At 36.3% G+C, this 14,328-nt stretch carries 16 protein-coding genes; 1 reads left to right on the top strand and 15 read right to left on the bottom strand.

Annotated elements, in window-relative coordinates; genetic code table 11:
• Nucleotides 1-75 precede the first annotated feature (75 nt).
• From glgP to B494_RS0107115, 9 genes are all read right to left on the bottom strand, one after another.
• Complete coding sequence (gene glgP / locus B494_RS0107155) at nt 76-1,677, bottom strand: alpha-glucan family phosphorylase (protein WP_017471704.1); 1,602 nt, start codon at nt 1,675-1,677, stop codon at nt 76-78.
• A gap of 376 nt (nt 1,678-2,053) precedes the next feature.
• Nucleotides 2,054-3,100, bottom strand: a complete 1,047-nt coding sequence (locus B494_RS0107150; RefSeq protein ID WP_017471703.1) for a lactonase family protein — start codon at nt 3,098-3,100, stop codon at nt 2,054-2,056.
• 369 nt (nt 3,101-3,469) lie between these two features.
• Nucleotides 3,470-3,613 (bottom strand): hypothetical protein, encoded by a 144-nt coding sequence (locus tag B494_RS20985; protein WP_017471702.1) that lies wholly within the window; start codon nt 3,611-3,613, stop codon nt 3,470-3,472.
• A gap of 63 nt (nt 3,614-3,676) precedes the next feature.
• Nucleotides 3,677-4,210, bottom strand: coding sequence for an RNA polymerase sigma factor (locus tag B494_RS0107140; protein WP_017471701.1), 534 nt, complete (start codon nt 4,208-4,210; stop codon nt 3,677-3,679).
• A 19-nt stretch (nt 4,211-4,229) separates the two neighbouring features.
• Nucleotides 4,230-6,179: a DUF6449 domain-containing protein gene (locus tag B494_RS0107135; protein ID WP_017471700.1), complete on the bottom strand. Its 1,950-nt coding sequence runs from the start codon at nt 6,177-6,179 to the stop codon at nt 4,230-4,232.
• On the bottom strand, nt 6,154-7,053 hold the full coding sequence (locus B494_RS0107130) for an ABC transporter ATP-binding protein (protein WP_017471699.1): 900 nt from the start codon (nt 7,051-7,053) through the stop codon (nt 6,154-6,156). Before B494_RS0107130 ends, B494_RS0107135 begins: the two co-directional genes overlap by 26 nt.
• Nucleotides 7,053-7,436, bottom strand: a complete 384-nt coding sequence (locus B494_RS0107125; RefSeq protein WP_017471698.1) for a GntR family transcriptional regulator — start codon at nt 7,434-7,436, stop codon at nt 7,053-7,055. Before B494_RS0107125 ends, B494_RS0107130 begins: the two co-directional genes overlap by 1 nt.
• 519 nt (nt 7,437-7,955) lie before the next feature.
• Entirely contained in the window at nt 7,956-8,561 is a 606-nt protein-coding gene (locus B494_RS0107120) for an alpha/beta hydrolase (protein ID WP_017471697.1), read from the bottom strand.
• Nucleotides 8,562-8,802: 241 nt separating this feature from the next.
• The gene (locus tag B494_RS0107115; RefSeq protein WP_017471696.1) at nt 8,803-9,027 is read right to left on the bottom strand and encodes a hypothetical protein; all 225 of its coding nucleotides are present in this window, start codon (nt 9,025-9,027) and stop codon (nt 8,803-8,805) included.
• A 133-nt stretch (nt 9,028-9,160) separates the two neighbouring features.
• Here B494_RS0107115 and sda point away from each other — a divergent pair, with 133 nt between their 5' ends.
• Nucleotides 9,161-9,286 carry a sporulation histidine kinase inhibitor Sda gene (gene sda, locus B494_RS0107110; RefSeq protein ID WP_017471695.1) on the top strand — a complete coding sequence of 42 codons (126 nt, stop codon included), beginning with the start codon at nt 9,161-9,163 and terminating at the stop codon, nt 9,284-9,286.
• A 126-nt stretch (nt 9,287-9,412) separates the two neighbouring features.
• On the opposite strand, the gene B494_RS0107105 is transcribed toward sda, so the two are convergent.
• The 6 genes from B494_RS0107105 to B494_RS0107080 form a co-directional block, all read right to left on the bottom strand.
• Nucleotides 9,413-9,859 (bottom strand): DUF5392 family protein, encoded by a 447-nt coding sequence (locus tag B494_RS0107105; RefSeq protein ID WP_017471694.1) that lies wholly within the window; start codon nt 9,857-9,859, stop codon nt 9,413-9,415.
• A 343-nt stretch (nt 9,860-10,202) separates the two neighbouring features.
• Entirely contained in the window at nt 10,203-10,925 is a 723-nt protein-coding gene (locus B494_RS0107100) for an amino acid ABC transporter ATP-binding protein (RefSeq protein WP_026065176.1), read from the bottom strand.
• Nucleotides 10,918-11,577 carry an amino acid ABC transporter permease gene (locus B494_RS0107095; RefSeq protein ID WP_017471692.1) on the bottom strand — a complete coding sequence of 220 codons (660 nt, stop codon included), beginning with the start codon at nt 11,575-11,577 and terminating at the stop codon, nt 10,918-10,920. The genes B494_RS0107100 and B494_RS0107095 overlap by 8 nt, the downstream gene beginning before the upstream one ends.
• 75 nt (nt 11,578-11,652) lie before the next feature.
• Nucleotides 11,653-12,474, bottom strand: a complete 822-nt coding sequence (locus B494_RS0107090) for a transporter substrate-binding domain-containing protein (RefSeq protein ID WP_017471691.1) — start codon at nt 12,472-12,474, stop codon at nt 11,653-11,655.
• 197 nt (nt 12,475-12,671) lie between these two features.
• A complete protein-coding gene (locus B494_RS0107085) occupies nt 12,672-13,832 on the bottom strand; it encodes a M20 family metallopeptidase (protein WP_017471690.1) in 1,161 nt (386 codons plus the stop codon).
• Complete coding sequence (locus tag B494_RS0107080; RefSeq protein WP_017471689.1) at nt 13,832-14,098, bottom strand: DUF6171 family protein; 267 nt, start codon at nt 14,096-14,098, stop codon at nt 13,832-13,834. Before B494_RS0107080 ends, B494_RS0107085 begins: the two co-directional genes overlap by 1 nt.
• Between the last annotated feature and the right edge of the window lie 230 nt (nt 14,099-14,328).

Genomic DNA, 14,328 nt, shown 5'->3' with positions numbered 1-14,328 from the left:
TCTCTTTTTACAACCTACCTTAATTTACTCTTGACGCTTAAGCATAATGATTTAATCCCTTGTACTAGACATTTTTTAATTGTTATATAACTTATTATAATAATCTTCAAGCATTCGCTTGACTGCGTAGCGGTCTTTAGTACTGGAAATACTTGCTTTCATCATTTGCACCCACTTATCTTTATTTTGATAAAATGTGGGGAGCACTTCTTCCTGCAATACCCGATAAAGGGCTTCTAAATCATGCGCATCTAATTCAGCTTCATTATCACTTTCAAAACCATCTCCAAATTGCCAGCCATTTACCCCATGCTCACAGGCTTCTGGCCACCAGCCATCTAGCGTACTTAAGTTGAGTACACCATTCATTGCTGCCTTCATACCAGATGTCCCACTTGCTTCTTTAGGGCGACGTGGATTATTCAACCAAATATCAGATCCACGGGTCAAAGCTGCACCTATCGTCATATCATAATTCTCTAAAAACACAACTGATTCAGGATATTTCTTTGACATCTCCACCAGTGAAGTGACAATTTCTTTTCCCGTATCATCTAAGGGATGTGCTTTGCCTGAAAAAATAATTTGCACTTGTCCAGATGCTAACAATGGACCAATAATTGCTTGATCAGAAAAAATAAAGTCACTCCGTTTATAAGGTGCGGCCCGACGAGAAAAGCCGATAATCATTTTATCTTCTTTTAGTCGAACACCATTGCGTTGTTCAACGAAGTCAATTAATGCAATTTTATTAGTCAAGTGCGCCTGCCAAAGATCACCATCTGCTTCAGCTACTTGAATCATATTATCATCAACCCATGTTGGTTTATGAATACAATTTGTAATGGCAATTATGTCTGATCGCCCTTCAACATGTGACCACATTTTATTTGCCGTCTCACCATGGAGCTCAGCCACTGCATTTGACTTTCGTGATAGTCGCAGTGCTCCAACCGTCATATTAAATGGCGCACCACCAATTTGAACTAATTGTTCAACCGTTAATCCATTAGCAGCACCCATGTACAGAAGACGTTCTATTGGGTGAGACTCATTTCCTTCAACAACAGGGGTATGTGTTGTAAAAACAATTTCTTTACGGGTTTGAGCCCAGGCTTCATTAAAAGACGTACCAGTCTCGATCTTTTCCCTCATTAGTTCAAAACCAGCAAAAAGGGCATGACCTTCATTAAAGTGATATACATCAATGTCGTGACCAAGTGCACGCAATGCACGAATACCACCAATACCTAAAACCATCTCTTGGGCAATACGCTCCTCACCAAACCAACCATAAAGTTGACCCGTGATCCAAGTTTCAGGATTTTCTGGTAAGTCAGTATCTAAAAGATATAAAGGGACATTTCCAAATTTATCAACCTTCCACACCTTACATGCAATCGGTTGTTTTCTTATGGTAACGCTTACTTTTATACCTGTATCCTCTAGAAAATCATACCCATAGTTATGATAAGCATCATAAGGATGTCCTTCTTCGTCTATGCGTTGATCAGTATATCCTTGTTTCCACTTGATACCGATACCTACCATTGGATAACTATGGTCCTTAGCACCCTTTAAGTAATCACCAGCTAAAATCCCTAATCCACCTGCGTACGTCTTCATTTTTACATCCAAACCATACTCCATACAAAAATAAGCCACTCGTGAATCCATTAAAAATCCTCCTTAGCGTAATTTTATAGGGTTATGCGTGATCACAGATGAAGTTGAAGCAATAGGTATTCGTTCTATACCTCCCTAAATTATATTTTACTAAATATTTAAGCCAATTACTAGTAAAAAAAGAAAACGGTTGCGCAACAAATTTGATTATTTAAAAGTAATTTATATAGAATAAAAAGCTCAGCCAACCTTTGACGACTGTCTAGCTGTGCTTATAAGCAACGCATTTTTAATTTCTTATTCCCACTACTTTGTCATAATAAGAGAGCCTACTTACAATAAAAATGGTTTTGACTTTTATCAAATAAAAGTCAAAACCATTTTAAACGTTTATTTTAATTTAAGCGAGCGTGGTTATAAGCTCGTATTAATCATTTAAAAATTTAACACAAACAGATTCTGGCGCAATCATTCCTGGTTGGACTAACGTCAATTTACCTGTTTGTTGATCACGACTAAACAACGTTAATGTTCCAGACTTCTGATTGGATGCGACGAGATAGCGATTATCAGGTGTTAATACAAAGTCACGAGGCCAGTCACCTTCTGTAGCTTTCCATTCTACCAAAGAAAGCGTATGATCAGTTTCTACCTTGAACAAAGCAATACTATTGTGCCCTCTATTCGCAACATATACAAATTTCCCATCATTACTTATATGAATTGCACTTCCATCATTAACAGTTTGATGGTGATCAGGAATTGCTTTGATCTTATCGACTTGCTTGAACTCACCTGTTTGATCATTATAGCTTAAAGTTAATACTTCTGAGGAAAGTTCAGTCATGACATAAGCATACTGACTGTTTGGTGCAAAGACAATATGTCGTGGACCGCTTCCTGCTGGCGCATTGAAAACGTGTTGTTTAGTTAATTTACCTTGATCAATTGCATAACTTGTAATGGTATCACTACCTAAATCTATTGCAATAACATACTTTTCATCTGGGCTAAAACCAGCATAATGCATATGTGGTTTTTCTTGGCGTTCATGTGGTCCATTTCCATCGTGTTCTACAATATCTGCGACTTCTTTTAAAGAACCATCAGCATTTGTTAAGTAAGAAACAATTTGCTTTGTATGATAGTTTGCCGTAACAACGACTGAACCATCACTTTTTACGCTTACATGACATGGCGGAGACCCTGCTTGTGCTAAGCTATTTAGCTTTTTCAGTTCATGTGTTGCTGAATCGATCGAGAATGCGGTTACACCACCGTTATCACCTTCTTTTGATACCGCATATAAGAACTTGTTATCACGCGAAACCGTAACATATGTAGGGTTATCGAGTTTAGCGACTGGACTTACTTCTGTAATAAAGGATTGTTCTAAATCTAACTTAAATTTATAAACCCCTTCACTTTCTGATTTTGTATACGTTCCCACATATCCCGTTAATTGCTTTGTCAAAATAGCCACACTCCTCTACTTTTATCTTGTTCTTACGCCATTATAACAGAATTTAATGGTTGTCACTATTGATATGTTTATTAAAACCGAATTTTCAGACAGTTAAAGTGAATGTCCATTGCCTTCGTTATTTAATATCTTTTCTTGATCCGAAGATTTGGCCATAAACTTTGGTAAGCTTTTATTACCTAGCTGAGGCCAATCCCGCCGAAAGTAACTATCAAGTGAAAATCACGGCATGATTCTCCCTCCCTAAGTCAAGTAAGTCACCAAGACATTCATTTATTAGTATAAGAAAAAGGAATTCAGATCGACTGAATTCCTTTTTTCATTTTAGCTAGGTTTGTCCCAAGCTATTCCTTCTATCAATTAATTAGATTTCATTGGATTTTTTAACATTTGGGTCATTTGTTGAAAAGGATGGAAATTTCCATTGCGTCTCATACTGTAATAAGTAGCAGCACCTACGCCAATAGAAGCAATAATTGGAATTATCATATTTCTTTGATTCATCACCCATCACCTCCCTATCAATAGCTTACCCTAAATTTCAGTCACTATTGACAGAAAAAAATGCTAATTTCCTTTATTATAGACCTGCCTTAATTGTTTTCTAGCACGGTGCAAACGTGTCTTTACTGCTGAATGTGAGATGTTTAACCGCTCAGCAATGGCATCATCTTTATAATCAAAGCGTAATTTTAGTTCTAAAACAGCTTGCAAATTAGGTGGTAATTGCTGCATAGCATGTTTAATTTCTTCAAATTCTAAATTTAAATCAAATTGATTTTGAACACAATTCTCAGTGTAACAATAATCATGGCCAACCTCTAATTCCTGTTCAATCGATAACGTCACATATTTATTCTCTTTTCGCAGGTAATCAATTGCTGTTCGAATAACAATGGTTCGCAACCACGCGCGTCGTTTAGAACAATCACTAAGATGGGCATAATTATTGTATGCTTTTATATAGGCTTCTTGAACAACATCTTCGGCACTAAAATGCTGATGAACTACTCTTTTTGCAGTATAATACATCTCATTGTAATGTGAATGGAAGTATTCATCAAAATCTGGTATGACTTGCTGATCTAATACCGCATGCATCCCTTATAGCATCTCCTTTTTAATTGAAATAATCATATACAAAGCTTGGCACAGTCTCCGACTCACTAAAAAAGACATAAGGATAGGTATATCCTTTTAAGTAAATTGCCACCATATATTCTGCTTCATCGTACTCCTCATATAAATAGTTTAAAATAACTTCAAGCTGATCATCGTCGGTAATCGTCATTTTGTCCTGTTCAGGAAGAACATGTTCAAATAATTCTTGATCTGAATAATTATAGTAATCCTCTGTAAATTCAGCGAAAATGACTTTTTCAACATCATCAATTGTTATCATTGCTTGATTATACAAACCTTCTTGCTCCAACCATGAAATGACACCTTCGTATTCAGGGGTTAAATTTAAATAAATGTTTTCTTGATTCGGAAGATGAATTTCCATATCCGTCATGAATCCACCTTCTTGACTAGGTAAATTCAACCTATCTTCGCGATAACGATTAATTAATTCCACAACTTGCTCACGCTCACTAATAACAAGTTCTTTGTAGTCATAATTTGTGAAAGAAATCCGATAAGCACTAGCTTCATCAATCCTAAAGATCGGTTCTGAATATTTTTTATAGGTTTCGGTTTGCATTAAGTTATAAAGTAGTGGGTAATCAGCTTGATTTCCTGTGATATAGTACTCTCTAACAAATGTTTTCCCATTCTTCAATTGATATCGGAGCGTTAAGCCCGAATGATCATGAAGAAGAAAGTGACCTCGACCAGCTTGATCGATGAGTTCCTGATGTAGCTTTTGTACGACCTCAATATCATCTAGTGTGTTAAAGCCTTGCGCTTCTCCATAAAGTTGCTCTCTTTCAACAAAACCATACATGTCATCAATAACATATACCGATTCAATGTTCTCGGTTTTAGGAATGCGACTCTCAAATCCCGTTAAATCAAACAGAATAACCATTATCAGACAAGTGAAACCAATCATAAAATAGCCATATTCACGCCACGTGGTAAATACACGCCATGATTTTTGTACAATCACTTGACTAATAAAATAGCCTATAAGTGAAAAAATAATATAGCCTATAATAATCCATTGATAAGATTGTTGAATATAACCAAAATAAAAGCCGCCAACTAACGTAAAACAAAAAGTAAAGCTGTAAATAAAAATCGGTTTTAACTTTTTAAAAGCAATCGCTTGACTCGCCGCTTCAACAGGGCGTTTTTTATATAACAATAATGCAAATAGTAGTAAAATGACTGTTAAAGCAATATAAGCTACTAACTTAAAAGTAGGCGCCTTATCAAACATGAACAAATTTCCTAGATCTGTTATCGGGGAAAAGTGAGCAATTCTGTCATCGATAAAATAAGACTCTGGAATACCAATCATACCGAAATTTAAGTTAAAAATAACAAGCGTTGTAAAACCTACTGGAAAAAATAGAAAAATATATGTGAAAATGCCTTGAATAATTGAAATCCCTGTTATCATACCGATCACTATACTCACGCTAAACACAAATGAAAGTAGAATGATCGTCAAACTAAGCCAGTAAAACAAATGATTAATAGTAAAAAATTGACTGACATCTAAAAAGTTATAAATAATACCAAGTAAGATTCCATTAAGTACAATTGGTAACCATAAAGCGACTAGTCCGAACCCAACTTGTTGCCAGAACAATTTTGAACGCGTAATCGGCAAGCTATGGATAAAATCACTTGCATCTTTTTGATGTAAATATCGCAAAATAAACATAGCCATAAATACAGGAGCAGCAAACAACAGTAAGACTTGAATCACTTCACTAAATTGAAAAATAGGCTGGTCGTAATAAATCTCAAAGTAACTATCCTCGACATCTAATTTCATAAGAACATTTAAAACAACAGCTAGAAGGATTGAAACAAAATAGACTAAGCTAATCCAACCCACTTGTCTAAAGTTTTGTTTCATCATTTCATGGTTATACCAAGATGTTTTCGATCGCATAGCCCACACCCTCCATTTCATATACAAATATTTCCTCAAGTGTTAGTGGCAATCGATCATAAACAAGTGGATTTGCTTGCTCAATTACCTGATCAACTTGATCTTGATCACCTTTTACAATAATTAAATGAACACTACCTCTCTCTTCACGATGCAACACCGTAAATGCATCGAAGAGCGTTTCTGGTATATCATGTTTAAAGGCAACTTGAATTTTATGGATATCGGATTTTAAATCATCTAATTCTTTCTCCAAAATGAACTGGCCATGATGTAAAATGCCAATATGGTCACAAATATCTTCTACCTCTCGTAAATTATGTGAAGAGACAATGACTGTCATTGCTCGTTCAGCTACATCATTTATCATTAGATTTTTTATTTTTTTCCTTACAACAGCATCCAGACCATCAAACGGTTCATCTAAAATTAAATAATCAGGCATCGCGCTTAAAGCTAGCCAAAAGGAAACCTGCCGTTGCATCCCCTTTGAAAATTGATGAACTTTCGCATTAATATCAAGATTTAAAATTTGCTGTAAATGTAAAAAGCGCTGTTGACTCCATTCTGGATAAATTTCAGCATAAAATTCCGCCATTTGTTTTACCGTATAATGTGAGAAAAAATAAGGCTGATCCGGAATGAAAATAAGCCGTTGTTTCATTGGCACGTGTTCAAAAACGGGTGTCTGATCTATATTAATTGAGCCTGTATCTTGTTTAAATATACCTGATAACACTTTAAGCAGCGTTGTCTTCCCAGCGCCATTGGATCCTAATAAACCATAAATTGATCCTTTATTAATCGTTAAATTCACGCCTTTCAACACCTGCTTTTTTCCAAAAGTCTTACCTATTTCTTGAACGTGGATCATTAATTTTCTCCCCCTTCTACTTCCATAATAGTTTGATCAACTATGCTAATGATTTCTTGTTTTGTTAACCCTAAAAAAATCGCTTCACTTAACAACTTCTTCAATTCCTCTTTAAGTGCTGTTAACGTTGCTTGATTTTCTTGCTCGATAATTGGAGCGACAAAGCTTCCTTTACCTTTTATTGAATATATATAACCTTGGACTTCTAGCTCTCGATATGCTTTTTGAATCGTATTTGGATTAATCGTTAATTGTTGTGCTAATGTACGTACAGAAGGGAGCTGTTCATCTGTTGCTAATACTTGATTAATGATTAACGTTTTAAATTTATTCACAAGTTGCTGATAAATGGGTTCACGACTTCTCAGATCTAATTCAAACATAGTAACCTCCCTTCCTCCTGTACTAACCGTATTAGTTTATTTAGTACAGTTAGATCATACTCCGCTTTTTTAAGTTTGTAAAGACCTATTTTTCAAAAATTTATCATGGTTAACGTACAATGTTTAGTTTTCGTATAAAATCAGGGACTTTTCAGACGATATTTTATTTCTCATGCGAACGCATACACCTTTCGAGCGATATTTCTCTTTTTCATGCGAACGCACACACCTTTCGTGCGATATTTCTATTTTTCATGCGAACGCACACACCTTTCGTGCGATATTTTTATTTTTCATGCGAACGCACACACCTTTCGTGCGATATTTCTATTTTTCATGCGAACGCATACACCTTTCGAGCGATATTTTATTTTTCATGCGAACGCACACACCTTTCGTGCGATATTTCTATTTTTCGAGCGAACGCATACACCTTTCGAGCGATATTTCTATTATTCATGCGAACGCATGAAAATACGTGCGCATAGTAAAAAAAACCTAAGCGATAATCGCTTAGGTTTACTTAAAACGCTCTTCATACCAATGTTTGGCTGCAAGTATTTCAGTTCGTGTTAATTGGTGACCATTCTCTTCCCAATGCACATTCACTTCAGCGCCTTGGCTCCTCAATAACTGTTCTAAATCTTGTGATTCTTGTTTAGGACAAATCGGATCGTTTAAACCAGCACCAATAAATACAGGTACTTGTGGCTGTGGAGGCAATGTTATTCCTCTTCTCGGAACCATTGGATGGTGCAGGATAGCAGCTTTTAAGGCGTGTGTATAATGAAATAATAAACTACCTGCTATATTTGCTCCGTTCGAATAACCAATGGCAATCACGTTATCCCGATCAAACTTATACGTTTCGCTTGCTTCCGATAGGTAATCATACAAATGCTCTGTTTGTTTAATTAAATCTTCTTCGTCAAACACACCCTCTGCCAAGCGTTTGAAAAATCTCGGCATCCCATTCTCTGATATATTTCCTCTTAAACTCAGTATGTTGGCATCAGAATCAATCATTTCAGCGATAGGGATAAGGTCCTCTTCTGAACCGCCCGTTCCATGTAATAATAAAAGAGTAGGTTTGTTTGGATTTCCTTTACGAAATATATGCTTCATTCGGTTTACTTCACCTCTTTTTAATTCGAATTCAAGATAATTATAACAACTTCATTTATATGAGGTCAATGATAACGACTTTTTCTTGAATTTTGAAATAATCTTCCCCTCTTTTATCTTAACCGAATTTGACAAAAAAAAATGAAGAGCTACCTTTAGCTACTAATTTCAAATTTGCACGCTGTGGAAATAACCAAAGGTTTAATAACTATTCATTTGGGAAAAATATGTTATATAAATATTAATTTAATTGACGCATGACAACGATGTATAGCCACAAAATCATAACCAAAAAAGTGACTGAGCCAACAATTCCATTTTTTAATGGTCTAGAAAAGCGGTTAGGTATCAAGTACAACAAAATCGTGATGGCGGTAATTGTTAATATAATAATTAATAATAAATAAATAAAGATACCTAATAAATTATCAAATGGTGATTGTAATGCATTTCTCAACAGTTCCATAATTTCACCTCAAAGAGTCGACCGACCAATATATTAATACTATCAATTATAATAAATGATTTTTTAATATTTCACAACAGTATCTTTTGTACAATCTAAATTTTTTGAAATTTCTAAAAAAGGTGGCGATAACATGAAACAACTATCAGATGACTTGTTGCTTGAAGCTTATTATGCAGCACTTGACCTTCAACTTGATCAGAGATTTATTGCATTGTTATTATCAGAGCTACATGCTCGCCAGCTTAGATCTAATTAAATAATTGGACATGAAAAGCCCATAACCTTCAACCAGTCGGTTAGCTGTGACAATCAACTCTATGAAGCATAGCCGTTTTAGCCCGAAAGAAAAAGCTAGGGGCAATGGTGCATTGCTCTCTAGCTTTTATCGAAAATAATCAATATGCTTTCTTTTATTCTCTTCTGTCAAAAATTTAAAAAATGGTTGAAGATCCATTTTAACCTGCTTTTTTACCGTCTTAATATATTGCTTTTTTTCTTCTTCTTCCATTATCTCACTTTTATGAATACGTTCAACCATGTAGTTTTTACCTACTTGGTGAATTTGTTTTTTAAGAAATCGTGATTCTTTAAAGAGCGCTACACCAGCTGCAGCGATTAGAGCATAAATACTTGGAATCATCATCGTCTCCACATTTAAACTATTGTCGAATAAGTACATTCCCATACTTAATAAGCCAATCAGCATTAATGGAAAGCCGAACATATAATAAGTAGACACCTTTTTCATTAAAGGACGTATCTTAGCTGATATCGCATCCATCTCTTGCTTAATAAAAGGCGGCAATTGCTCAAACTGGGCAGGATTCATAGAAAGCTCCTTTCTTCTCATGTTGCTATATCAATATATATGGATACTGTCATTATATAGTTAACCACTTTTATGGTCAATGAAAAAGCTATTTTAGACATTATACAATAAAACGCACTTCCAATCACTCGGCGTTTTCGTTTTTCGCAGTTGAGTGCATCACGACAATAGCGTCCGTGAGGTCCCTACTTAATAGATGAGCTCTACTCTCTATTTTGATTGGGACATCTTACGGACGCTGATCTGTGATAAAGCGAGGTCATGACAGTAAGTAAACCTCGCTAATTCATTCATTATTATTAAAAGGTATTACTCTTTTATTTTTCCGCGAAACTTTTTTAGATTAAAGGATTTTTGCAAGAAAATCTTGTGCGCGTTCAGATGTTGGCTTATCAAAAAAAGCATTGGGTTCACCAGTCTCAATTAATCTTCCTTCATCTAAGAACAGAACTTGATCGGCAACTTCCCGGGCAAACCCCATTTCATGTGTGACAACTAACATCGTCATGCCCGTATGTGCAAGATCTTTCATAACATCAAGCACCTCTTTAACCATCTCAGGATCAAGGGCAGATGTTGGCTCATCAAATAACATTAAGTCTGGTTCCATAGCTAGCGCACGAGCTATCGCAACACGTTGCTTCTGACCACCAGATAAACTATTTGGATAAGCTTTTTCTTTATCTGCTAACCCAACACGTTCTAGTAATTTTCTGCCTTTATCTTCGGCATCAGCTTTTTTTAATTGCTTCACTTTGATTGGGGCATATGTTAAATTATCTAAAACAGTTAAATGAGGAAAAAGATGAAAATGTTGAAAAACCATACCGATTTTTTCACGGGCTTTAGTCACATTTGTTTTTGGCGCTGTTAGGTCTTGTCCAGCTACAAAAATCTTACCTTCTGTCGGTTTTTCTAATAAATTAATACAACGTAAAAAAGTCGACTTACCCGAACCAGAAGGGCCAATAATCGAGACCACTTCTCCCGCTTTTATTTCAACTGAGATATCTTTTAAAACTTGATTATCTCCAAACATCTTCGATAATTTCTGTACCTTAATCACCAACATTCAACCTCCGTTCTACCCATCTTCCAATTAAAGTTAAAATCATAACCATTGACCAGTATAGCACACCTACAAATAATAACGGTTCAAAATTTCTAAATAACTCAGCACCTACGACTTGGGAACGGCGCATTAAATCTAAATAACCAATCGTCGAAACAATCGCTGACTCTTTGGTTAACGTAATAAATTCATTCATTAACGCTGGCAAAATATTCTTTAGTGCTTGTGGTAGAATAATATCAATCATCATCTGTCGATACGGAATACCCAAGGCGTGTGCAGCTTCCGTTTGTCCACGATCGACCGCTTGAATACCTGCGCGGATAATTTCTGAAACATAGGCTGAGGAATTCAAGCCAAAAGCCATGACTGCGGATAAAAACGGTGATATATCATAGGCAGTCAATTGTGGTATAGCAAAGTAGATAATCATCAACTGTAAAATCAGTGGTGTCCCGCGAAAGATAGATGTATACGCATCTGCAAACCACTTTAACGGCTTAATGCTACCAATTTTAAACAAAGCTAAAACGGTTCCGATTAAGAAACCGACCAATATTGATACTATTACAAATTGCAAAGTAACCCATATTCCTTCTATCATAAAAGGAATATAAGGCACGATTTGGGTAAAATCCAAATTCATGCCTTACACCTCATTTCTCTATAAATATTTATCATTTGAAAACTTTTTTAAAAAGGCCGTTTCATTTAGATTGCCTTAGTCTTGTTCAGTTAGCCATTCTCTTTGTAGTTCTTCAATCCAGCCTGATTCCATTGCTGCCTCAAGAACATTATTCACGTCATCTACGAGTTCACTACCTTTAGGGAAAGCAACTGCCATACCCGGTGAAGCAGTCGTTGGATCATCAAAACCTGTTAAATCTTGCGCATCAATAAATCCAAGTGCAACTTCTTTATCTAAATAAGCAACATCAATTCGATTAGATAAAAGTTCTTGAATTAACGCTTGTGCTTCATCTAATGTATGAATGTCAAAATCATAGTCATCTTGTAAGAGTTCCGCACCTTCTTGTTGAATCGTCCCTAGTTGAACACCAACCGTCTTCCCTTCAAGATCTTCGATTGATGTTACTTCAGAACCTTGTTGCGTGACGAACATTTCACCTGAACGGTTATATTCAATAGAAAAGTCAACATTCTCGCGACGACTATCTGTTGCTGACATACCTGACAGCACCATATCAGCACGACCAGCTTGTAATGCACCAATTAAGCCATCAAAGTTCATATCTCTAATCTCTAAATCATAACCGAGTTCATCTGCAATATGTTCAGCTAAATCAATGTCGAAGCCAACGATTTCACCTTCAGTATTTCTCGTTTCAAATGGTGGAAAGTCAGCAGAAGTCGCCATAATAAGTGTATCGCGATCTTCTAAGTCTTCTGACGCTTGTTGATCATCTGCATCGCCATTAGTATCTTGCTCCACATCAGGCAATTCATCACTTGTGCCACAAGCGAACAAACCTATTGAAAAAATAGCTAGCATTACTATAAACCATTGTTTCTTCTTTTTCATGTTGTATACTCCCCTTCTTTTTTATCACACGTTGTATATTTATACATGATTATGAATTTTAACAAATAATCAGTCTTTTGGGAAGCATTAAATAATAAAAATAATATTATTTTTTCGCATGAGTAAAAGATACATTTTTAAAGTTCCAAGTATAAGAAAAACAAACGGATTGACTAAAGGATAAGCGCGTGCGCGTTTTACGAATTTGCAACAAATTCTGCCTTAATCTGCTCCAACAATTGGCTATCCACCAAAACGTCATAACCCGTCATAGCTAATGACAACGCTCCGTTTACTAATGTTTTCTCTCCTTGATCGGTCATCGTATGATCAGCGAACGCTTTCGTATGTGCAACAAGACTTGAATCATTCATCCCGATATAAGGATGAATCGCCGGTGCTACATGACTAACATTTCCCATATCAATCGATCCTAAACTTGATTTAGCAGAAAATACGTTTTCTTCACCGATTGCTGTTAAATTTTTTTGATAAGCGGCCGATAAGGCTTCGTTAGTGACCATATCGTCATAGCTCAATTCATAATTTCTCGTCGTTAGCTTAGCGCCTGTCATATCTGCTGCCGAAGCGGCAATACGCTTTACTTTTTCGACAACTTGATTTAAATTTGAGCGTTTTTTTGCTCGAACATAGAATTGCGCAACTGCATAATCGGGTACAACATTAGCCGCTACGCCTCCTTCTTTAATGATACCATGAATCCGTACGTCTGACGTGACATGTTGTCGTAATGCATTAATACCATTAAATAATTGGATCACACTATCCAACGCGTTAATACCTTGCTCTGGCGCTGCAGCCGCATGGCTTGTTTTACCATGGTAACTAAACTCTATTGCATCCATAGCTAACGACGTGCCACTAACCGTCGATTCTCCGGCTGGATGCACCATCATCGCCACATCCAATTCAGCAAAGAGACCGGCTTCAGCCATTGGCACTTTTGCTCCATTCGTTTCTTCGGCAGGCGTGCCAAACACAATAACTTTTCCACCTGTTTGCTCAAGCACCTTACTTAACAAGATACCTGCACCGATGCCCATTGTTGCAATCAGGTTATGTCCGCAACCGTGTCCAACACCGGGTAAAGCATCATATTCAGCCATATAGCCGATTGTAGCACCTGGCTTACCGCTATCATAAACAGCGCGAAAAGCCGTTGGACGATTAACAATCCCTGTCTCCACTTCAAAATGATGTTGGGTTAAATAGTTTACAAGTAACTTAGCTGATTGATATTCCTGATCACCTAATTCAGGGTTTTCATATAAATAACGACTGATTTCCATTAGATCTGATTCAATTTCATTTAACGCCTTTGCTAATTGTTCCTTCATTACTCTTTTCTCTCCTTATTCCATTGTGCCCCGGCTGGATCGGGGCATTGCTTATTGGCTAATCTAGCTCGGAATGCTATGAAACAACCACAATAGCCACAAGTCGTCTCATATTGCAGATAAGGACACTTTTGACAAATTGCAAGTCGTTTATCAAATACGAAGTCATCCACAAGATGCTCTTCTAATAATAACTGCTCCACAACAAGTGTTTCAACATCTTCTTTCGACTGTCTAACGGAGCTTGAACAACCTTTACATGTCACAAAACCACCTACTTTGACGATAATAGACTGTCTATCTATCTTAGCAAATTTCTTTGAATTAGAATAGTTTACACTCCAAAAACATGTTAAAAAACGAGCTTTATTTCATCATCCTTACCTTGAGATTTTGGTTTCTTCGTTTCCCGCTTCTTTGGTTAGCTGTGATAAAAAACCTATTTGATCTAAGTGAATAGACCAAATAGGTTTTCTCAAATCGCGTTCATTTTTTT

The organism is Amphibacillus jilinensis Y1, from assembly GCF_000306965.1.
GTDB lineage: Bacteria > Bacillota > Bacilli > Bacillales > Amphibacillaceae > Amphibacillus_C > Amphibacillus_C jilinensis.
Note: the sequence above shows the minus strand (reverse complement) of the source record. Positions and strands in the feature narration are given on the sequence as shown.